Source organism: Streptomyces sp. NPDC060184, assembly GCF_042728795.1.
GTDB lineage: Bacteria > Actinomycetota > Actinomycetes > Streptomycetales > Streptomycetaceae > Streptomyces.
Genome location: NZ_JBHWYX010000018.1, coordinates 112,614 through 133,046, shown reverse-complemented (window position 1 = coordinate 133,046; position 20,433 = coordinate 112,614). Strand labels below are relative to the sequence as shown.

The following is a 20,433-nucleotide window of genomic DNA, read 5'->3' as shown; positions in this document are numbered from 1 at the left end:
GGTACTGCAGGGGGGACCCTGTGGGAGAGTAGGACGCCGCCGAACAATTTTTCCGGGAGACCCCCGTGCCATAAGGCACGGGGGTTTTCTGCGTTCTGGGAGCAATTCTGCGAATGCGGTCCTCCTTCTGGCGCGGTGGGCCCCCGACAAAGCGATTGACCGCCCGAGGGCCTCGTGGGCAGCATGACCGGATGAACACTGATGATCATGTGATGCGGCGGGTGCGGGCCGAGGAGTGGCCCGAGGTCAAGGAGCTCCGGCTGCTTGCCCTCCAGGACCCGGCGGCTCCGGTGGCGTTCCTTGAGACGTACGAACGCGCTGTCGCGCAGCCGGACGCGTTCTGGCAGCAGCGGACCGCCGACGGGGCCGAGGGCACCGACGTGGCCCAGTTCGTCGCCGAGGCCGCCGACGGCCGGTGGCTGGGGTCGGTCACCGTCCTCGTCGAGCGGCCCGATCGGGAGAGCGTCTTCGGTGAAGCGGTGGAAGCAGCGCAGGGGCACCTGGTCGGCGTCTTCGTCCGCCCGGAGGCGCGGGGTACCGGTTTGACGGACGCGTTGTTCCGGGCTGCCGAGGAGTGGGCTCTGGGCCTCGACGACCCGTACCTCGCACGGCTGCGGCTCTTCGTCCATGAGAACAACCCGCGGGCAGCCGCGTTCTACCGGCGGTACGGCTTCGTACCCTCGGGCAACACGGTGCCGGTCCCGGACCGCCCGGAGGAGCGCGAGGTGGAGATGGTGCGGGAGCGTGGCTGAGCCACCGACGGGCGCCCAACGCCGTTAATCAGGCCAGTGGCTCAGTGGGCCGGCGGTGCGAGCGGGGTACGCCAGCGGGCACGTGCCTGTTCGGGGGAGCGGAGCAGCGCCAGTGTGGCGAGGCCCTGGCTCTCGCCGGTCGTCAGCAGCTCGGGGAGACAGGGGAGCGGCGCGACGGCGGCGACGTCGTCGAGGACCAGCGTGATTGGTGGGTCGAGCCGACCGTCGGTTGACCGTGCGGCCATGCGGCGGCCGTGCTCGACCACGTGCGAGGCGAGCGCGGTGAGCAGTGGCATCGCGCCCGGGTGGTGGCGGGGATCCTCTACGGACTCGCCGACCACATACAGAGTTCCCCCTTCGGAGGCGAAGGAACCCAGTGCGGCGGTATCGGTTCGATTCGGTGTGCAGGCCTCGCGGATGTGGACCGTGGCCAGTGCGCCCAGCGCTCGCGCCGTCAGTTCCTGGGCCGCGCGCCGACGTTCGGGGTGGGCCGTGAGCGCGGACTCCAGCAGACCGGCGAGCCCGGAGGCTGCTTTCGGGTGGGTGCGCAGGATCCGTACCGCGTCCTGGGAGCCGCCGCCCAGCGCCCAGCGGTGGACCTGGCGGAACGGGCGGCCGTCGACCGCGGCGGCGTGGAGCCAGCACTGCAGCAGGGTCTGCGCGGTGTCGGCGGTCGCCTCCTCGATGCGCGCCTGCGGCCGTACCGGGGCCAGGAAGGCGGCGGCACGGGCCGCGGCCACCTCGGGCAGCTCGCACCCCGAGGTCGGCGACCAGTGGAGGCGGGCCGGGGTGTCGCAGAGGTGGCCCGGGTCGTAGACGAGCACGGGACCGAGCTTGGAGCGGGCGCCCTTCGTCTCCGCCCAGACCGTGGGGTCCGAGGTGACGACGAGTACCGCCCCGGCGGCGTCCAGCACGGCCTGGACGGCTGTGGGGCGCCGCTCGGCCGCGGTCGCGTAGAGGAGCAGGGGAGTACCCGGAGCCCTGGGGGCGGGAACGTGGAACCCGGACTCCTCCGCCGCTACGGGACCCGGAGCCGGAGCGGGAAGGGGACTCGGGGCCGGCACGACGGGACTCGTGGCGGGACTCGCTACGGGACCCGCCAGGGGGCTCGTGGCGGGCGGGGGCGTCGGCTGCGGGACGTGGCGGGGGTCCGTGGCCGTGTGGCGGGCGTCGAGATGGTGCTCGCGCTCCTCGCGCGCGCGGCGACGTACCGCGCGGCCCCGGGTCACGACACCGAGGACGAACACCCCGAGCACCACCAGCACCAGCAGTTCGCTGATGAGCAGCCCCCAGAACAGGCCGTACCCGGAGAGCTCGCCGGGCGGGGTGCCGGGCCAGGCGCCCGCGAGGTCCTGTGGTGAGCCCGCGAGCTCACGCAGGGCCGAGGGGGTGTGGGTGAGGGAGACGCCGTGGGGCCAGGAGCCGTGGGCGAACAGCCCGGCGAGTCCGGTGGCCGTCCAGGTCAGGACGGTCACCCCGAGGAGGAGGGCGAGGCCTCCGATCAGCAGGCCGTCCGGGACACCGCCCCGCTCCTCGCGGCGGCCCGGCGGCCGACCGTGGCCTTGGTCGTGACCGGAGTCCGTCGAGGTGCGCGCCACCTCAGGCGACCGTTGACTCGGACGACTCGTCGAGCCGCTGCTGACGCTCGATACGGGCCGCCCGTTGCTCCGTCTCCCGCTCGGCCTCGCGTGCGTACTCGGGGAGCAGGTCGTCCAGGTCGTCCCCGGCGTTGGAGGAGGACTCCGTCATCGCGCGGTCGGTGAAGACGAGCGGGCGCTCCGCCTCGGTGATCAGGTGCTTCACGACCTGGACGTTGCCGTTGACGTCCCACACGGCGATGCCCGGCGTCAGCGTCGGGATGATCTCGACGGCCCAGCGCGGCAGCCCGATGACCCGGCCCGTCGCCCGGGCCTCGTCGGCCTTCTGGGCGTAGATCGTCCGGGTGGAGGCCATCTTGAGGATCGCCGCCGCCTCGCGCGCCGCAGCCCCGTCCACGACGTCGCTGAGGTGGTGCACGACGGCGACGAAGGAGAGCCCGAGCCGGCGGCCGAACTTCAGCAGCCGCTGGAAGAGCTGAGCGACGAAGGGCGAGTTGATGATGTGCCAGGCCTCCTCGACCAGGAAGATGCGTTTCTTCCGGTCGGGCCTGATCCAGGTGTGCTCCAGCCAGACACCGACGATCGCCATCAGGATCGGCATGGCGATCGAGTTGCGGTCGATGTGCGAGAGGTCGAAGACGATCAGCGGGGAGTCGAGATCGATCCCGTCGGTCGTCGGGCCGTCGAACATGCCGCGCAGGTCACCGTCGACCAGGCGGTCCAGCACGAGGGCGACGTCGAGGCCCCAGGCCCGTACATCGTCTATGTCGACGTTCATCGCCTCGGCGGACTCGGGCTCCGGGTGGCGCAACTGCTCGACGATGTCCATCAGCACCGGCTGACGGTCAGTGATGGTCATATTGACGTACGCGTGGGCGACCTTCAGCGCGAAGCCGGAACGCTCGTCGAGACCGTGGCCCATCGCCACCTCGATGATCGTACGCAGCAGGGCGAGCTGACCGGTCGTCGTGATCGCGGGGTCGAGCGGGTTGAGCCGGATACCGCCGTTCAGCGCGGCGGTGGGGTCGAGCCGGATCGGTGTGATCCCCAGCTGCTCGGCGATGAGGTTCCACTCGCCGTGCCCGTCCTCGCCCTGGGCGTCGAGCACCACGACCTGGCGGTCCCGGAAGCGGAGCTGGCGGAGCACGTACGTCTTCTCCAGCGCGGACTTGCCGTTGCCGGACTCGCCGAGCACCAGCCAGTGCGGAGCGGGCAGCTGCTGCCCGTACAGCTGGAAGGGGTCGTAGATGTAGCCTTTGCCGGAGTACACCTCGCGCCCGATGATCACCCCGGAGTCGCCGAGACCGGGCGCCGCGGTGGGCAGATAGACGGCCTGGGCCTGGCCCGTGGACGTACGCACGGGCAGGCGGGTCGTCTCCACCTTGCCGAAGAGGAACGCGGTGAAGGCTTCCGACAATGCGGACAGTGGGTCGCGCATGAGGTGGCTGCCCTCTCTCTCGACTGCTTCCGGTCGCCCGGAGGTGGGGGTGGTGCGGTGGTGCTGCCCGGGGACGGACGAACCGGATCAGCGGCGGATTCCGGTCGCGAACGGCAGGGTGTTCACGAAGGCGCGGTGGTGCTCGCGGTCGCACCACTCCAGCTTCAGGTACGACTTTCCGGCCGAGGCCCGGATCGTCCGCTTGTCGCGGGCGAGCGCCTCGGGGGAACGCGAGGAGACGGTGATGTACCCCACCAGGTTCACCCCCGCCGCACCGCTCGCGAGGTCCTCGCCGCGCTGGTCGAGACGGCCGTGGGCGGCGATGTCGCGGGGGTCGACGGTCCGGTTCATCTTGGCCTGGCGGCTGGCCTCGGCATCGTCGTTGGTCTTCTCCGTCAGCATCCGCTCGATGGCCACCTCGGTGGGTTCGAGATCCATCGTGACGGCGACCGTACGGATGACGTCGGGCGTGTGGACGAGCAGCGGCGCCAGGAAGTTGACCCCGACGGGCGTCATCGGCCACTCCTTCACCCAGGCGGTGGCGTGGCACCAGGGCGCGCGGGTCGTCGACTCCCGGGTCTTGGCCTGCAGGTACGTCGGTTCCATCGCGTCCAGCTCGGCCGGCCAGGCGTTCCGCTTGGTCATCGCCTGGATGTGGTCGATCGGGTGGTCGGGGTCGTACATCGAGTGCACCAGCGAGGCGAGCCGGCTCTGCCCCAGCGGCTGCCGGACCCGGATGTCGGCCTCGGCGAGCCGGGCGCAGATGTCGGTGAGCTCACGGGCCATCACCACCGCCAGCCCGGCGTCACGGTCCAGCTTGCGGCCACCCGGCGACCGTGCCGCCCGGGCCATCGCGGCGGCCTCGGCACCGAGCTCACGGCTGTGGTGCATGCAGGCGACGAGGTACGCGCGGTGCTGCTCGCTGGAGGTCGACACCATCGACTGCAGCTGGTCGTACGAATCCTGGAGCCAGCGCGGCGCGTGGTGGTCGCCCCGCTGGGCGACGTCCTTCGCGTGCGCGTCGGGGTCGGCGGGGAGGGTACGGGCCAGCATCTGGATCCGGGTGACGAAACCGTCGCCGTTGGCCACGTGCTTGAGCAGGGTGCCGAACCGGTCGACCAGTGCCTCCTGGTCCTCGCTGTCCCGCAGCCCGACGCCGGGGCCCTCGATCTCGATGGCCGCGGTCACCGTGCGACGGTCCGCGTGCAGGAGCACCGCCATCTCGTCGGGCCCGAACGGGGCCGACAGCCAGCTGATCCGGCCGATCCCGGGCGGCGGCCCGATCTCGACCTCCCGGCCGTCACCCCGCACGCCGGCTTCCATCGCGGCGGAGCGGTAGGCCGTGCCGCGGCGCAGGGTCCGCTTGAAGCTGCGGTTGATCTCGAACCACTTGTAGAACGTCCGGTGCTTGTACGGGACGTACACGACGGCCAGGGCCAGCATCGGGAACCCGGTGAGCAGCACGATGCGCAGGGAGAGGACCGGGACCAGGAGCCCGCTCATCATTCCGAGGAACGCGCCGACGATGATGAGGGCGATCTCGCCGGTCTCGCGGTTCTTGCCGACGATCGCGTTCGGCCGGGCACGGCCGATGAGATACGTGCGGCGGGGCGTGATCGGGTGGGACTGGATCGTCACCGCCCTCCACCTCCTGTGCTCGGATTACCTGTGCTGCCGGAACCGCCCCGCGGGGAGCGGCTGCTGTGGGGGGTCCCGGAAGTGGGACCGGAACCGCTGCGGGGCGCCGGGGTGGCTCCCCCTCCGCCGGCACCGCCCCGGGAACCGTGGGCCGCGACACCGCCGCTGAGCGGGTTGGCGGGGCGCCCGCCGCCTCCGCCGCCTCCGCTGTTCTGGTCGTTGCGACCGCTGTGCGTCTTGATGCCCTGGGAGACGAGGGCGGCCGGCGAACTGACCATCGCGGCGGCCTGGGAGCCGTCCGTCGCCTGCTTGCGGTTGGTACGGGCGCCCTGGATCTCGTCGCCGAACCCGGGGACGAAGCGGTAGATCATCGCCGACGCGAAGATGGCGAGCAGGATGATGGAGAGCCCGGAGACCACGGCGGAGAGCGCGTCCGGTCCGTCGTCCGAGGAGAGGGCTCCCGCGAGGCCGAGGACGATCACGATCACCGGCTTGACCATGATCACCGCGATCATGATCCCCGCCCAGCGGCGTACGTGGCCCCACATGTTCTTGTCCACGAGCCCGGCGTACACCACCACACCGAGCAGGGCGCCGACGTAGAGCAGCGCCGCCCGGATGACCAGCTCCAGCCAGAGGATCCCTGCGGCGAGGAGGGACACCAGGGAAACGACGATCAGCATGATCGGCCCGCCGCCGATGTCGTCGCCCTTTGTGAGCGCCTCGGCGAACGAGCCGAAGAAGACGTCGGACTGGCCGCCGGTGGCGGACGAGATCACCTCGGTGACCCCGTCGGTGGCCGAGACCACGACGTACAGGATGAGCGGCGTGAATGCGGAAGCCAGCACCGTGAGCCAGAGGTACCCGACGGCCTCGGAGATCGCGGTGGCGAACGGGACGCCCCGGATCGCCCTCTTGGCCACGGCGAACAGCCAGAGGACGAGGGTCAGGATCGTGGAAGCGGCGAAGACGATCGCGTACTGCTTGCGGAAGGACTCGTTGGTGAAGTCGACGGTGGCGGTGCCCTCGACGGCCTTGCTGAGCTGACCGATCAGGTACGACGCGGCGTCGGCGCAGCCGTGGGCCAGGGAGGTCAGCGGGTCCAGGGGGTCGGAGGGGGTGGTGGTGGGGGTGGTGGCGGAGTCACCCTCGCAGATGTCTTTGGCGGGGCCGACAATGAGTGCGCACCTACTGTCGCCGCTTGGCGAGGGTGACGGCGTAGGGGAGGGCGACGGAGCTGCGGAAGCGCGTGCTGCCAGAGCTAGCATTGACGCCTGAACGACGACGAACGCAGCACCTGCCCTGCGTGACAGACGAGAGCTAACGGGCATAGGTGAACCCTCCGTACTCCTCGACTGCCTTGGCGATCTCGTCGGCGCTTGACGCGGTGCGATCCGTATTCACGGGCGCAGGGCCATCCTTCTGAGTGAAGCTGTCGACCTTCCAGTCCCCGCTCACCCAGTGGAGCTCGAGCGTCATCGTGAACCAGTCGTTGCTGACCGGGTTGGTCGAACTGACGCCTGCGGTGCCGAAGACGCCGGTGCACCACACTTCCACCCTGGAAGAAGACTGCGCGTAGGCGGTGAGCTTGGTGCCTACAGGAACAGTCCGCGAGACGTAGGTGAAGCCCTCAGCTGCGTTGCCATTTCGATCGAGGCCGAGCTTGTCCAGAAAGCTCTGGCTGTAAGACTGGCTGAACTTCTCCGCAAGCTCTCCCGCGCGCTCGGCGGTGAATACTTGGCTGATGATCTCGGCACGCCGGTCCGGCTTGAGGATGTCGGCGGACACAAGAGCCACCGCGTAGTTCGCCGCCGCGCTCTGCGCCCCCTGCTCGTCGTGGGCGAACCCCGTGGCGATGCTGCCGTTCTTGCCCGTGACCGGGTCGGTGCCGGTGGGGGCGGTCGGGGCGGTGCCGCCGGTGGTGTCCGAGTGGCTGTTGCCGGGGGCGGCCGGGTCCGCGTTCGGGCTGTCGCTGTCTCCGCCGCCGAGGTTCGCGAACGCGATGGCCGCGACGAGCAGCACCACCACGCCGACGGCCATGACCAGCGAGCGGCTGTTGCGCGCGGGGCGGCGGCCGTGGGGTGCACCGGGGTCGCCGTCGGGGAGGCGGGTACGCGTTTGGCGGGTTCCGCCCAGCGTGCTGTACGCGCCGTCGCCCCGGCCGCCGGAATCCCTGCTTCCGTAGCCCTGCTCGTCGTCGTAGCTCATGCCGCGTACGTCCCCTCAGCCGTGTGCGGTCTCCCGTCATATGACGGTAGCTCTGCTGGGCGCCGTGCGGGTGCGGTGTGGTGACTCGACATGGGATGACTCGACCTCAGCCGGGAGCGCGACGGACGGATGGTGGTGGGAAGACAGGGCGGCAGCGCGACGTGCGACTGCTGGCCCGTCAGACCGCCATGCCGTACACGATGGTGAACAGGGTGCCCAGCGAGCCGATGATGAAGACGCCGGTCAGTCCCGCGACGATCAGGCCCTTGCCCTGTTCCGCGCTGAAGGTGTCGCGCAGGGCGGTCGCGCCGATGCGCTGCTTGGCCGCGCCCCAGATCGCGATGCCGAGGCAGAGCAGGATGGCGACCGCCATCACCACCTCGACCATGATGCGTGCCTCGTTGCCCAGCGTCCCGAACGGTCCCCAGTTCGGGGCGATTCCGCCGATGATGGTGGTGATATCGCCCTTCTCAGCTGCCAGGATCATGTAAGTCACCGCCCCTGTTGCTTAGTTCGCTGCCCGCGCCGGCCGGCGCGGGTCGTGCCTTCTATCTTCGCTGATGAAACCGCGCTCGTACGACGCCTTCCCGGGTCTCTTTACCCGGATCTCGCACACATGACCGGGACGGGTGCCCTGACCTGTGGTGCGACCGGGGGCGGGTGGGCCGCCGCCCGGTCACTCTGTGTATCACGCTCTGTGACGATGGGCAATGAGGGGAGTGACGGATTTCCGGCAGGAGTGCGGCGTTCGTCGGGGTATCCGTGTTCGTATGCGCTGTTCGAGCGCCTGTCGTGCGCCGTCCGCACGGTATGACGCTCCCTCACGCGCGGTGCGTCATGCGTAGGTTGCCGCGAGGGAGTGGAGCAGCTCGCGGGTCGCTTCCTCGTCGAGGGCGAGGGATTCGAGCCGGTCGAGCATCTGACGGTACGTCCGGAGGAGCGTTTCGGCGTCCAGCTGGGTCAGGCCGTGCGTCTGTTCCAGGTGCACGGTGTCCAGTTGGGCGACCGATCCCTGTACGTACGTGATGGGGTGCCCGGCTCCCGGGTGCCCGCCGGAGGCGAAGGGGATGACGCGGAGGGTGACGGAGTCCCGTTCGCTCATCGTCAGGAGGTGACGCAGCTGGCGACCGGCGACCCGGGAGCCGCCGATCCCCATGTGCAGGGCCGCTTCGTGGACGACCGCCCGGTACGGGGCCGCCTCCGCGCGGAAGACGACGTCCTGGCGCCTGATGCGGAAGGCGAGCAGGCGTTCGGCCTCCGGCGGTGACAGTTCGGGCACGCTCTGGTTGAGGGCCTCCCGGGCGTGGTCCGCGGTCTGGAGAAGGTCGGGGAGAGTGCAGGTGGTGGCGGCGCGGAGGGCCGTGCCGTGATGTTCGAGCTCGGCCAGGTCCAGAAGCGGGCCCGGGAGTTCGTTCCGGAACTCCTCCCACCACCCGCTGCGGCGTTCGCCCGTCATCGCGGCCAGCGCTTCCACGAGTCCGCGGTCGGTGCACGCGTAATGGCGGGAGAGGGCGCGGACGCGGTCGGCGCTCACGCCGTACCGGCCGGCCTCGATGTTGCTGATGCGCGCCTGGTTGCCGCCGAGCAGGACCGCGGCCTGCGTGGCGGTGATCCCGGCGCGTTCGCGGAGCTTGCGCAGTTCCGCTCCGAGTCGTCGCCGACGGGCAGTCGGGGTCGAGTTGGTCGCCATCGGCCTCCCTTCGCCCAGTCACTCGTACGGGTGTCTTGGGGCATGCATTACCCCAAGTGCGGGGAATGTATTACATGACGCCTCTACCGTGATCGTGGGACAGGTGCCCACGACGAGCCCGCCGGACGGCCGGTTCGTGCGCCGGGTGCCGTAGGGGCCCGCCAACCAACCGTCCGAACGGGGACTCCCATGCACGCACCCACCGTATCGCCGCCCTGGGCCTACACCCTTCAACTGCCGCACGATCCACGCTCGCCGGGCGTTGCCCGCTCGGTGCTGCGGGTCGTGCTCCGCGCCCACGGCATGACCGAACTGGGCGACACCGCCGAACTGCTGGTGAGCGAGCTGACCACCAACGCCTACCAGCACTCCTGGGGTCCGTACTCGCTCCGGATGCGCGGCGCCGGGCATCGACGCATCCGGCTCAGCGTCTGGGACAGCAATCCGGAGATCCCGCCTCCCTTCCGGCGCTCCGGGGCGGCCGGGAGCAGCGGGAGCGAAGGGGCGTACGTACCGGCGCAGCAGGCGACCCTCTCGGAGCGCGGGCGCGGTCTGACGCTCGTGCAGATGTGCGCGGACAGCTGGGGTGGCCGCGTCCTGCCCGACGGCCCGACCGGCGAGGGCGGCAAGCTGCTGTGGGTGGTGTGCGGGGAGAAACCGGAGTGAGCGCGTCCGGCTGTCCCTCCGGCAGGGTGGTCCGGGCTGACGCGCTGCCCATCATTCGGGTGAAACCGTAGTCGGACGCACCCCTGAACGCCCGGGAGATACCGGGGTCCGTGCCATGAAGAGCCGTGGAAGGGCGGCGCGTCGCCCTTCCCGGATCAGGCACAGTGCTGCCGCTCCACGATCGAGGATCGAGGGTCAAGGAACGGGGTGAGTGGTGTGTCCATGGCCGGACAGCCGCAGGGGTGGCAGATGTCGGAAGCCGGCGTCGACGGACCGGGGGGAGGGGCTGAAGGAGGTCTCGGGAAGAGGCCGGGGAGGGTGGAGGACGCGGGCTCCGGGCGCGGGCGTCTGGTCCACGCCGACGCCCCGTGGATCCGGGCCGCAGGGGGAGCGGAGGCGCTGTACACGCATCTCGGTCCGGTCCGGTCCGACCTGGAGAAGGCGCACGAAGGCCTGTCGGCGAGCGAGGCGGCTGGTGACTTCGCGGTCCTGGGCGAACTCGCCGCGGTCCGTGAGTCCTGGCTGCGCCGGGTGTCGACCGCGCAGGGCGAGTGCGGCAGCCTCACAGGCAAGCTGCGGGCGGTCGCCAGGGGGCACGGTGCGACGGAACAAGCGGTACGGGACGGCTTCGGCCCGCTGACGGACGTCCCGGCTCAGCCGTCCTCCCTGTACTTGCTCGGCGGGGGCGACGCCGGTGGGAGCGAGAAATGAAGGGCGCGCTCACCTGGTCCGCGCTGCTCGCGGTGCCATGCGGGGAGTTGGACGGCGCGGCAGACGGTTGGGGCCGCCTCAGCGACCGCGCGGACGCGGCGCGCGACCGGATCGACCAGCAGATTCTCACCGGTCTGCGGGAGACGCAGGAGGGTGAGGCGGCGGACGCCGCCCTCGACCGCCTGCGCCGGCTGTCCCGGAACTTCCAGTACGTCCATACGGAGACCGGGCTGGTACGCACGGCGCTCAACAGCCTCGCCCACGAGGTACGCGCGCACCAGAGAGCGGTCCGTGAGGCAGTGGAGGACGCCGAGAGGCTGAAGTTCAGGGTGCACGCGGACGGCTCGGTGTCGTACCCGGAGAAGGAAGGGCTGGTCTCCGGCGAACTCCTGCCGGGCGGGAAGACCGCCGGCGGCAACGGTTTCCCTGATCTGACGGCGTCGCCGGGCACGCTGACCACCCCCAACCCTCACGCGGCCACCGCCCAGGACCTCGCCGACCGGATCGCCCGGGCGGTGACGATGGCCACCGAGGCGGATACGCGGTACGCGGGGATCCTCCGCAGCCTGAAGGCCGAGGACGGCCTCGACGTCCCCACCTCCGCCTGGACGGACGCGGCGGCCGACATGGCATCCGTCCGCGAGGCCGCACGCGCCTACCTGAACGACCACATCCCGTACCGGGCGTCCGCGGCCGAGCGCAAGGAATGGTGGGCCAGCCTCCCGCCGGAGCTGCGCGACGAGTACCTCGCGACCTATCCGGACATCATCGGAAACCTCGACGGCATCCCCGCTCTCGTACGCGACGCCGCCAACCGGGACAACCTCCAGCTGCTGATCGGCAAGTTGGCGGGCTGCGACGACGGCGAGGCGGCGGAGAAGCTCGAAGCGCTGCGGCTCATCGCTGAACAACTCGAGGCGCCGCTCAAGCCCGGAGACCCACCCATGTACCTCCTTGGGATCGGGGATGAGGGCAATGGGCGGGCGATTGTTTCCTATGGGAACCCGGATGCTTCGAAGAATGTTGCGGCTTATGTGCCGGGCTTGAATACGGGGCTGGATGACATGTTCGCAAAAAATGATTTAAGGAGAGCTCGGGACACGGCCAAAGGTATGCGTCGCTGGGATTCTGAAAGTGCATCAATTGTCTGGCTCGGTTATGACGCACCGCAGCTAGTGGATTCCTGGTCGAGCCTCGCGGTTGCAGGCCCTGGGCGAGCCGAGAAGGGTGGTCATTCATTTAATGGATTTATGGATGGAATCCGCGTGGCAAACGTAAATGAAAATCCTCACTTGACGGCGATCGGGCATTCTTACGGGTCGCGAACTGTGGGAGCTGCGGCGCAACAAGGTGATGGTATCCCGGGAGTTGATGACATCATTCTTGTAGGTAGCCCGGGCGTAGGTGCTGATCATGCTGTTGATTTAAATGTTGGTAAGGGTCATGTGTTTGTCGGTGCTGCAGATAATGACCCCGTGACGATGCTGCCGACTAGGACACAGGTGGTGGCGAGTGCGGCAGGATTCTACTTGGGTGGCGTTTACGGTGCCGCGCTTGCCGGGGATTTGGCCGACCCGGGTGACGATGACCTGTGGTTCGGAAAGGATCCTGCGAGTAGGGAATTTGGTGCGCATCGCTTTCGTGTAGCCGCCGGGCCATTGCCGATCGATGTGAGGGGTATTGCATTGGCGCATTCGAATTACTTTGATCCAGTGGAGGACCGCGCCTCTGCGAACAACATTGCACTCATCTCTGTTGGTCGGGCGAGCGAAGTAAAAAACGAGGAGTACAGGTGATGTGGAGTGTGTGGCGCAAGGTCTTTTTGCTAGTCGCGCTCACTTTTCTGGTGGGGTGTGGAGGGTCGGCGTCTAATTTGGGTGATGGGAGTGATTCCAGAATGGATATGCGCCAAGCTGCTGAGAGGGCGGACGGAATTCTTGATGATACTTTGGGGGCTATTACGCCGGAAGTCCGCTGGACTCACGACACCACGACCGTGGGTAGTTGTAGCTTGACGCGTCGTCGAACTTTGATGACGATCGTCTCGGCGCAGCGTAGGGGTAATCTTCTTGGTGTTGTTGAGCGTTTCTGGAAAAGTAACGGATATAAAATTACATCGACCAATAATAGTGTTGACTTCCCGGCCATCTTCGCGGTGACTAAAGATGGATTTGAAGCTGCGTTGATCGTCGGTGGAGAAGGGCAAGTCTTCTTCGAAGCGGATACCCCTTGCGTGCAGGAATCCGAGGTCGCAGATCCCACTGCTAAGCCCAACGCCCCCAGCTACGAGGGCATGGAGAACATTCCGCGTCCCAACATCCACTCCGACTTCTGGTCTGCTGCGACTCCCGCATCCGCAGCTCCGTGAGGTACTGATGTCGCGGCACAGGTCATTCAACCCCCCGGCCCGCACGGTGGTTTGAGTCCTCGTTTGGGTCCTGGGGCCCATGCCCGGGGTGGGGCGGGTGTGGTCCTCTACGTGCGGTGGCTCGCCTGCCACCCACTGACGAGCCGGGGGTCCCCACGTGTCTGGCATACGAGAGCTTGTGGTTCCGGGAGGTGGTGCAACAGGGGCTTCCCGCAGGGCGGGTGGCGGCAGGAGTGCGCCAAGGGCGTTACAGGCCGCCCTGATTCTCGTGCGCTTGGTGTTCGTGAGCACGGTCGTGGGCGTGATCAATGTGCTCACGTTGGCGTCCTCGGTCGACGCGGTGGATGGGCAGTTGCTCGGTGTGCTGCTCTACGCAGCTCTTCCGGGGATCGTCGGTTTCGTGCTGTCGTTCTACGCGCGTATCCACGGGCGTGGGGTGTGGTTCGGGCTGGTGGCCGTCCATGTCTGGCTGGTGATCGGGTCGTTGGCGACCTTGGGCGCCGGCGATGACGGGGTGTCCGGGCTGCCTCAGCTGGTGATGCCCGTGGCCGTCGTGGTGTTGCTGCTCCGGCCTGCTGCACGGGGATGGTTCCGGTTGCCCCGGGCGGAACGGTACGTGGAGCCGCGGTTCAGGGGCAGGGAGCTTCGGTTACTCGTTGCTCGCCGGGACGGTGGGCAGACCGCGATGGAGTACCTCGGACTGGTGCTGATCGTTGCCGCGCTGGTCGGGGCGATCACGGCGACGACCGTCGGGACCCAGCTGACCGGCGAAATACGCAACGCCCTGTGCCAGTTGACGGGGGGTGCCTGCTCTCCGACTGGCAGTGATGTGGTCGCCGGAGGGGAGAGCGGGGTGGACGGGGCCGACTCCAGAGCCGGGGCGGGCGGATCAGCCGGGGCTGACGGCTCAGACGGGTCAGGCGTCTCGGACGGCTCGTCCGGGTCGTCCGCCGTCGGGGGGACGCAGACAGGGACCGAGGGGGCCACCGGCGCGGTGTCCGACGGCGGCGCGGACACCTCCGGCAGCACCGCCACCGCAGGGGGCGCCAGCACCACGGGAAGCACCGCCACCGCAGGAAGCGACAGCAGCACCGGGGGCACCAGCACCAGCGCCGGAGGCACCGGCACCAGCACCGGAGGCACCGGCACCAGCACCGGGGGCACCAGCACCGGGGCCGCCGACAGCGGCGGCACCGCCACGGCGGGCACCACCACCGCAGGCACCGCCACAAGAACCACTTCCACCACCACCCCCACCCCCGGCTTCTTCGAGTCCCTGGTCGGCGACGGTCTGGGAGGGGACCTCCGGGGCGTGGCCAGGGTCATCGGCAGTCCGGTGAAGAGCGTGACCGGGGTCGTGGACCAGTGGTCCGAGCTGACCGGGGCCGCCAGGGACAAGTGGGCCGCGGGGGATCACGCGGGGGCGGTCGGGGCGTTTGTCGAGGCGTCCGGGGGTGTGGGGGTCGGGGGCATGGGGTTGCCCGGGTCCGGGCCCCGGGTGGTCGCGGCGGTCCGTGAGGACGAGCGGCAGTACCTGAACGACCGGATTCCGGTGAGCGCCTCGGCCGCCGACCGGAAGGCGTGGTGGGACGGGCTGAGCCAGGCCGAGCGCGGGCGGTACCTGGAGCTCTCCCCGGAGCGGATCGGCAACCTGGACGGGATTCCGGCCGCCGTCCGCGACCAGGCGAACCGGAAGAACCTGCGGACCCTGATCACCGAGCTCGAAGGGAAGGCGGACGACAAGAAGGCGAAGAAGATCCTGGAGGGGATGAAGGAGATCGACCGGCAGCTGAAGGAGGGGTCGCAGCCGCCGATGTTCCTGCTGGGGATCGGGGCCGAGGGCAACGGCCGGGCGATCGTCTCGTACGGGAGTCCGGATCTCTCGCAGCACGTGTCGGCGTACGTTCCGGGGCTGAACACCTCGCTGGACAGGGAGTTCGCTCAGAACGACCTGAAGCGGGCCCGGGACACCGCGATCGGTGCGCAGGGGTACGAGCCGTCCAGCGCCTCGATCGTCTGGCTCGGGTACGACGCTCCGCAGCTTCCGGACAGCGACGGGATCGCCGGGTACTTCGCCATCATGGGCACCGGCCGGGCGGAGAAGGGCGGGACGGCGTACGACGACTTCTGGAGCGGGCTGACGGCGACGAACACCAACAAGGATCCGCACTTCACCGCGATCGGGCACTCCTACGGCTCCCGGACGGTGGGGGCGGCCACGCAGCGGGAGGGGGGCATTCCGGGGGTGGACGACATCATCCTGGTGGGCAGCCCGGGGGTGGGCGTGGACCGGGCGGTGGACCTCGGGGTCGGTGCCCGGCACGTCTTCGTCGGGGCCGCCGCGAACGACCCGGTGACCAAGCTGCCGTCCAGGACGCAGGCGATCGTGGGCTCGTTGGGGATGCTGGCGCTGGGCCCGGCCGGCGCTTACGTCGCGGGTGATCTCGCGGATCCGGGTGATGACGACCTCTGGTTCGGGAAGGACCCGGCGAGCAAGGCGTTCGGTGCCGTCCGTTTCCCGGTGGACGCCGGTCCGCCGGTGATCAGCGGGCACGGCATCAGTGCGGAGGCGCACTCGCAGTACTTCGACCCGGTGCGGGACGCCATGTCGGCCGACGCCATCGCCCTGATCGTGTCGGGACACTCCAGCAATCTGAAGATTGAGGAACAGCGATGAGGCGAAGGCTCCGGACGGCGGTCGTCACTCTGGCACTCGGTCTCGCACTGGCGGGCTGCGGCCGGCAGCAGGCGGGATCGGACGGCCCGGCCACGGGCACGGGTCCGGCCGCGAGCACCACCACCGGTGGAGGTACGGAGAAGCCCATGAGCACGATGGACATGCAGGGTGCCGCCGAGCGGGCCGACTCGATGCTCGACCTGACGCTGAAGGCCATCGAGCCCTCGGTCCAGTGGGCGCACGGCCCGACCACGACGGGCAGTTGCGACGTGACGCGCCGCCGCACGGTGATGACGATCGTCGCCCCCGAGCGGCGTCAGGAGTTCCTGGACCGGGTGACGGAGTTCTGGCGCGACAGCGATTACCGGATCAAGGCGGTGAACAAGGACGAGGAGTTCCCCGCGGTGTACGCACAGGCCGAGGGGTTCGGCATCAGCGTGAGCGTCCGGGGCGGCGGGCAGGTGTTCTTCGAGGCGGACAGCCCGTGCGTGCGGGCGTCGAAGGTGGCCGATTCCACGTCGAAGCCGAACGGCCCCGCGTACGAGGGGGTCTACCCCCTGCCGAGGCCCGACGTGAAGTCGCCGTACTGGTCGTCGGGTGGCGCCTGAGGGGGCGTCAGACGAGGCGTGGTGGACGCAAGTGCTTCGAACGATTCGCACACACCCTCGAAACGACCCTTGAACCATGCCTCGGTAGGGGATGGTTGAGGCGTGCGGAAATACTGGGTGGTCGTGGGCGGCGGGATCGGGTTGTGCCTCAGCTTCGTGGGGCTGCTCGTCGTCGGTACGTACTCCGCCGCCGCGGGCATCGCGGGGGCGAACGGGTCGGTCGGGCTGGCCGAGGGGGCGGTGCCCGCGCGGTACCAGCCGCTCGTGGAGAAGTGGGGCACGCTCTGCGCCGCGCTCAACCCGGCGCTGCTCGCCGCCCAGCTCTACCAGGAGAGCGGCTGGAACCCGCGGGCGCAGAGCGCGGCGGCGGCGCAGGGGATCGCGCAGTTCATCCCGGGCACCTGGGCCACGCACGGGGTCGACGGCGACGGCGACGGGGACCGGGACGTGTGGGACCCGGCCGACGCCATCCCGTCGGCCGCTTCGTACGACTGTGAGCTCGCCGGGTACGTCAAGGACGTGCCGGGCGATCCGACCGACAACATGCTCGCCTCCTACAACGCGGGCGCCTACCGGGTCATCCGGGCGGGCGGGGTCCCGGCGATCGCCGAGACGCAGAACTACGTCAAGATCATCCGGTCGCTGGAGAAGAGCTTCGCGAAGCCGGTCGGCCGGGTGGCGCCCTCCCAGCAGGCGGCCGGGGCGATCTACTACGCGCAGCAGAAGCTGGGCACCCCGTACCTCTGGGGCGGCAACGGCACGGCGGAGCAGGGTGGCCGGTTCGACTGTTCCGGGCTGACGCAGGCCGCGTACCGGAGCGTGGGCATCGAGCTCCCCCGGGTCGCCAACGACCAGTACAACGCGGGGGCGCATCCGGCCCGGGACGAACTGCTCCCCGGCGACCTGGTGTTCTTCTCCGAAGATCTGACCAATTCGCGGGCCATCCACCACGTGGGGATCTATGTCGGCGGCGGGTACATGATCAACGCGCCGTACACCGGGGCGGTGATCCGCTTCGACAAGATCGACAGCCCTGACTACTTCGGTGCGACGCGGGTCACCAAGGACGGTGCGGCGGCGCTCCCGACCGCCCTCCCCCAGGCGTGAAGGGCGCGAAGGGCGTGAGCGGGGCGCGGAGTCGGGAGGGGCGGGAGGGGCGGGAGGGGGGCCGGGAACTCTCCGTGAAGCCAGGGCCCCGAGATGCGACGATGAGTCACTCTTCGATAACGTCATGGTGATCATTCGGTGGAGGGCGGAACCGTCGCTACCGGAAGGCCGTTCCCTGGAAGGGGAAGGCCCGCGCACTGACCATGCGCGATCGCCCGACCACCGTCGCGTCGCAGGACGCGTCGAGAGGCAAGCGGTACCGGATCGCACCGATTGCGGGGGTACGACCAGGGGCGGCGCGCATGGACGCGCGTCGCGGCAGCAGACAAGGCAAGGGGCCGCAGCAGATGGCTGGACTCGCACTCGATGGGTCGAACCCCGACGTCAGCCTGCTCTACGACATCAACGGGCTGGCGAAGTCCTCTCCGGGGTGGCTCGACAGCGTCATGGAGTTCGTCGGTGAGTACGGGATCATGCTCGGCATGGTCCTGGTGGTCCTGTGGTGCTGGTGGAACGTCCGCCGGCGCGGCACGGCCGAGGACTCGGTGACGGCGGTCGCCGCACTCGTCTGGGCCCCGCTCGCCGCGGGGATCGCCCTCCTCGTCAACATCCCCATCCGGGGGTTCGTGGAGCGCCCGCGTCCGTTCAAGGACCATGCCGGGCTCGACGTCCTCGTCGACGGCAAGAACGACTTCTCCTTCGTCAGCGACCACGCCACCATGGCGATGGCCATGGCGGTCGGGATCTTCGTGGCGGGCCGGAAGTTCGGGTTCGTCGCGCTGGGGCTCGCGTTCGCGGAGGGGTTCTGCCGCGTCTGGATGGGCGTGCACTACCCGACCGACGTCGTCGGCGGCCTCGCCCTGGGCACGGCCGTCACGCTCCTCCTCGCCCCGCTGGCCATGGCGCTGCTGACCCCGCTGGTGGCGGCCGTCTCCCGGTCGCCGCGGGCGGGCTTCCTCGTGCGGTCGCGGCGGGCGGCCCGCCCGGCCGGCGGCCTCGGCGGGACGCTCGGAGTGCCCGAGCCGAGATCGGGCCGCGGCGGCGGCACGGGTGACAAGGACCTCGCCGCCTGAGCACGCCGCCCGAGCGCCCCTCAGGCAGCGGAGAAGCAGCGCAGCACAGTCAGCGGCGGCAGGGCGTCGGTTCCCCGGTGGGGGCCGGCGCCCTGTTCCGTGTCCGTACGGGAAACCCGTCCACGGGCGACCGGGGCTGACGGAGCGGCAGGTTCACGGCGTCTGCGGTCCGGCGAAGAGCCCCGTGGGGTCGTACCGGTCGCGGAGCTGACCGAGCCGGTCGGCCGAGGAGCCGAAGTAGGCGCGGCGCCAGTCGGTGAGCGTGGGGTCGGTGTAGTTCTGGTACGCCTCTCCGGAGGCGTGCGGGGCCATCGCCGCATGGATGTCTTTCAGCCACCCCTGTGCCCCGGTCGCCGAGGACCCGGGGGCGTCCGGGCTCCAGGCGGCGATGTACTGGGCGAGCATCCGGGAGTCGCGGTGCACGAAGGCGGTCGCGTCCCGGGCGACCCGGTTGATCGCCCCGCCGAGGGCGGTGAGGATGACCGACCCCTTGCCGCCCTCGCCGACGGCCCGGCGGCCGAACGCCTCGACGCCCCCGGTGAGGGCGCGCAGCCCCTCGGGCGCCAGCGAGCGGGTGAAGAAGTCGGAGGCAGCCGCGTACGTCTCGCGCCCGAGGGCTCCTTGGGCGGTGCGCCCCGGGGTCGTACCGGGCAGGTGGCACTGGTCGGCGGTGAGGCCGGCGCAGCCCGCGTAGGCCAGCATCGCCTCCTCGTAGCCGCGTCGGCGCAGGGAGACGGTGGAGGCGGGGGACCCGGCGCGGTCGGCGAGCCGGTCCACCGCGTTCTGGAGGTCGCCGTAGGTGCCGAGGCTGAACGCCGAGACCGTCACGGTCGGGTCGGCGCCGTCCGCGCCCGCCTCGAAGTGGAGGGAGGACCAGATCTCGTCCGGCTGGTCGGGCCCCCACTCCTGCCAGGCGGCGAGCACCGCGCCCGCCCGGGACCAGGGCCAGCCGAGAGTGCAGACGACGGTCCGCGGGGCGGGCGAGGTGCGGAAGCGGAGGCGGGTGACGACGCCGAAGGAGCCGTTTCCCCCGCCGCGCAGCGCCCAGAAGAGGTCCTTGTTCCGGGCGGCGTCGGCGGTCAGGGTGCGGCCGTCGGCGGTGACCAGGGTGGCGGAGGTGAGGTTGTCGCAGGTCAGGCCGTACGCGCGGGAGGCCACTCCGTGGCCGCCGCCGAGGGTGAGGCCGGATATGCCGACGGTGGCGCAGGAGCCGCCCGGGATGGTGAGGCCGTGGGCGCCGAGCCCCCGGTAGACGTCGCCGAGCCGGGCGCCCGCGCCGATGGTGCCGTCCCGGTCGACGCCTGCGAGTGCCGAGACGTCGACGACCAGGCGCCCGGTGCCGCCGGAGCGGCCCGCGTAGGAGTGGCCGCCGCTGCGGATCGCCACGGGTGTCCCGGTCGTACGGGCGAAGGCGAGGCACGTGCGTATGTCGTCCTCGTGCCGGACGTAGGCGACGGCCGCGGGGCGCTGGGTGTCGAAGCGGGTGTTGTAGAGCCGTCGGGCGGTGTCGTACGTGGAGTCCCCGGGCCGTACGAGGGTCCCGTCGAGGCCCCGGCCGAGTGCGGGCCAGTCCGCCGGGACCCTGCCCGCCGGTCCGGTGGGGCTCCCCGTCGGCGCGGGGGAGCCGGTGGTGGGGCGGGGGCCACCGGGGCGGCCGGTCCCCGGTGCGCTCGCGCCCGGTGCGTCCGTTCCCGGGGCGGAGCAGGACGCGGTCGCCGAGGTGAGCGCGGCGACCGCGCCGACGGCCAGGACGGTACGGCGGGCGGGTGGCGGGGGCCCGGCCGGAGCGGGCGGGGAGTTCGGACGCCGGGGTGCGGGGACCGCCCGGTCCGGGGGGAGGTGTGGCTGCTTCATGGGACCTCCGGGCCGAGGGGCGGCGAGGGCGGACGGGACGACGGG

The 20,433-nt window shown here is 70.2% G+C and carries 17 protein-coding genes; 9 read left to right on the top strand and 8 right to left on the bottom strand.

The window, feature by feature from the left end; all coding sequences use genetic code 11:
* Positions 1-191 precede the first annotated feature (191 nt).
* On the top strand, positions 192-752 hold the full coding sequence (locus tag ACFWEE_RS14960; protein WP_386889225.1) for a GNAT family N-acetyltransferase: 561 nt from the start codon (positions 192-194) through the stop codon (positions 750-752).
* Between the two features lie 41 nt (positions 753-793).
* Here the strand turns inward: ACFWEE_RS14960 and ACFWEE_RS14955 are convergent, their stop codons facing one another.
* From ACFWEE_RS14955 to ACFWEE_RS14925, 7 genes are all read right to left on the bottom strand, one after another.
* Positions 794-2,350, bottom strand: coding sequence for a type VI secretion protein (locus tag ACFWEE_RS14955; protein WP_386889223.1), 1,557 nt, complete (start codon positions 2,348-2,350; stop codon positions 794-796).
* A gap of 1 nt (position 2,351) precedes the next feature.
* The gene (locus ACFWEE_RS14950; RefSeq protein ID WP_386889222.1) at positions 2,352-3,788 is read right to left on the bottom strand and encodes an ATP-binding protein; all 1,437 of its coding nucleotides are present in this window, start codon (positions 3,786-3,788) and stop codon (positions 2,352-2,354) included.
* 87 nt (positions 3,789-3,875) lie between these two features.
* Complete coding sequence (locus ACFWEE_RS14945) at positions 3,876-5,426, bottom strand: SCO6880 family protein (RefSeq protein WP_386889220.1); 1,551 nt, start codon at positions 5,424-5,426, stop codon at positions 3,876-3,878.
* Positions 5,423-6,757: a hypothetical protein gene (locus tag ACFWEE_RS14940; protein WP_386889219.1), complete on the bottom strand. Its 1,335-nt coding sequence runs from the start codon at positions 6,755-6,757 to the stop codon at positions 5,423-5,425. Before ACFWEE_RS14940 ends, ACFWEE_RS14945 begins: the two co-directional genes overlap by 4 nt.
* Positions 6,747-7,634: a hypothetical protein gene (locus ACFWEE_RS14935; RefSeq protein ID WP_386889217.1), complete on the bottom strand. Its 888-nt coding sequence runs from the start codon at positions 7,632-7,634 to the stop codon at positions 6,747-6,749. The genes ACFWEE_RS14940 and ACFWEE_RS14935 overlap by 11 nt, the downstream gene beginning before the upstream one ends.
* 178 nt (positions 7,635-7,812) lie before the next feature.
* Positions 7,813-8,121 (bottom strand): hypothetical protein, encoded by a 309-nt coding sequence (locus tag ACFWEE_RS14930; protein WP_266706183.1) that lies wholly within the window; start codon positions 8,119-8,121, stop codon positions 7,813-7,815.
* A gap of 348 nt (positions 8,122-8,469) precedes the next feature.
* Positions 8,470-9,324, bottom strand: a complete 855-nt coding sequence (locus ACFWEE_RS14925; RefSeq protein WP_386889215.1) for a helix-turn-helix transcriptional regulator — start codon at positions 9,322-9,324, stop codon at positions 8,470-8,472.
* A 189-nt stretch (positions 9,325-9,513) separates the two neighbouring features.
* Here ACFWEE_RS14925 and ACFWEE_RS14920 point away from each other — a divergent pair, with 189 nt between their 5' ends.
* The 8 genes from ACFWEE_RS14920 (at position 9,514) to ACFWEE_RS14885 (ending at position 18,534) form a co-directional block, all read left to right on the top strand.
* Positions 9,514-9,990, top strand: a complete 477-nt coding sequence (locus tag ACFWEE_RS14920; RefSeq protein WP_386889214.1) for an ATP-binding protein — start codon at positions 9,514-9,516, stop codon at positions 9,988-9,990.
* A 318-nt stretch (positions 9,991-10,308) separates the two neighbouring features.
* Complete coding sequence (locus ACFWEE_RS14915; protein ID WP_386889213.1) at positions 10,309-10,701, top strand: hypothetical protein; 393 nt, start codon at positions 10,309-10,311, stop codon at positions 10,699-10,701.
* Positions 10,698-12,497, top strand: coding sequence for an alpha/beta hydrolase (locus ACFWEE_RS14910; RefSeq protein WP_386889211.1), 1,800 nt, complete (start codon positions 10,698-10,700; stop codon positions 12,495-12,497). Before ACFWEE_RS14915 ends, ACFWEE_RS14910 begins: the two co-directional genes overlap by 4 nt.
* Positions 12,497-13,069: a hypothetical protein gene (locus ACFWEE_RS14905; protein ID WP_386889228.1), complete on the top strand. Its 573-nt coding sequence runs from the start codon at positions 12,497-12,499 to the stop codon at positions 13,067-13,069. The genes ACFWEE_RS14910 and ACFWEE_RS14905 overlap by 1 nt, the downstream gene beginning before the upstream one ends.
* A gap of 277 nt (positions 13,070-13,346) precedes the next feature.
* Positions 13,347-15,746 (top strand): alpha/beta hydrolase, encoded by a 2,400-nt coding sequence (locus ACFWEE_RS14900; RefSeq protein WP_386889227.1) that lies wholly within the window; start codon positions 13,347-13,349, stop codon positions 15,744-15,746.
* Positions 15,743-16,354 carry a hypothetical protein gene (locus ACFWEE_RS14895; RefSeq protein WP_386889210.1) on the top strand — a complete coding sequence of 204 codons (612 nt, stop codon included), beginning with the start codon at positions 15,743-15,745 and terminating at the stop codon, positions 16,352-16,354. Before ACFWEE_RS14900 ends, ACFWEE_RS14895 begins: the two co-directional genes overlap by 4 nt.
* A 102-nt stretch (positions 16,355-16,456) precedes the next feature.
* Positions 16,457-17,461 (top strand): NlpC/P60 family protein, encoded by a 1,005-nt coding sequence (locus ACFWEE_RS14890; protein WP_386889208.1) that lies wholly within the window; start codon positions 16,457-16,459, stop codon positions 17,459-17,461.
* A 347-nt stretch (positions 17,462-17,808) separates the two neighbouring features.
* Positions 17,809-18,534, top strand: coding sequence for a phosphatase PAP2 family protein (locus ACFWEE_RS14885; RefSeq protein WP_386889206.1), 726 nt, complete (start codon positions 17,809-17,811; stop codon positions 18,532-18,534).
* 153 nt (positions 18,535-18,687) lie between these two features.
* Here the strand turns inward: ACFWEE_RS14885 and ACFWEE_RS14880 are convergent, their stop codons facing one another.
* Positions 18,688-20,388, bottom strand: coding sequence for an FAD-binding protein (locus tag ACFWEE_RS14880; RefSeq protein WP_386889205.1), 1,701 nt, complete (start codon positions 20,386-20,388; stop codon positions 18,688-18,690).
* Positions 20,389-20,433: the final 45 nt, after the last annotated feature.